Source organism: Streptococcus sp. ELY_125, assembly GCF_058314535.1.
In genome coordinates this window covers 1-580 of record NZ_JBZFUM010000048.1, presented here as the reverse complement: position 1 = coordinate 580, position 580 = coordinate 1, and the positions used below count along the sequence as shown (strand labels likewise).

1 protein-coding gene is annotated in these 580 nt (G+C 46.0%); it reads right to left on the bottom strand.

Features of this window, described 5'->3' with window-relative positions; all coding sequences use genetic code 11:
* Positions 1-580 (bottom strand): SspB-related isopeptide-forming adhesin (locus AC4HAL_RS10995; protein ID WP_491094188.1); only part of this gene is annotated, 580 nt, incomplete at both ends.

Below are 580 nucleotides of genomic sequence, written 5' to 3'. Positions count from 1 at the left end.
CCTTCTTAGGATCCACCTTAGGCACGTTATTGACCACAATATTGGACTCATAGCCATTGCCAAAGTCAATCTGGTAGGCCTTGTTCTCATAGGAACCGCCTGTTTGACCCATCTCAGCCTTAACCGTCATAGGACTCACAAGGGTCAGATCAATCCCTTTAACCACATAGGCCTCATAGAAGGCTTGCGGATCATCCGCTGTAAAGAGCTGGAAGGCTCCTTTTGGTGTGATCTTAGCTGCTTGAAGCATAGTCCGAACGTTTTCTGGGGCCGCCTCAAGGCTGGCATAATCAGCGACACTAATCCCTTCAACAGCCTGGCCTTTAGCATCGGTAATTTTTACCAATTCTGGACGCAAGGTTAAAGCTTCTTCTGGATAATCGTCTACATAGAAGAATCCTTTTTGAATGGTATCTGGGGAAGACTTATCGCCCTTGTATTGATCCAGATCCCATGTCAATTCGTAGAAATTGGTTGAACCAGCCAGGACGGTCTTGCCGTCAATCACGGTGCCATTTTCATTTTTATTGACCTTGTGCGGTTTGATGTAGTTATTATTGGGATTGTCTGGATCTCCTGG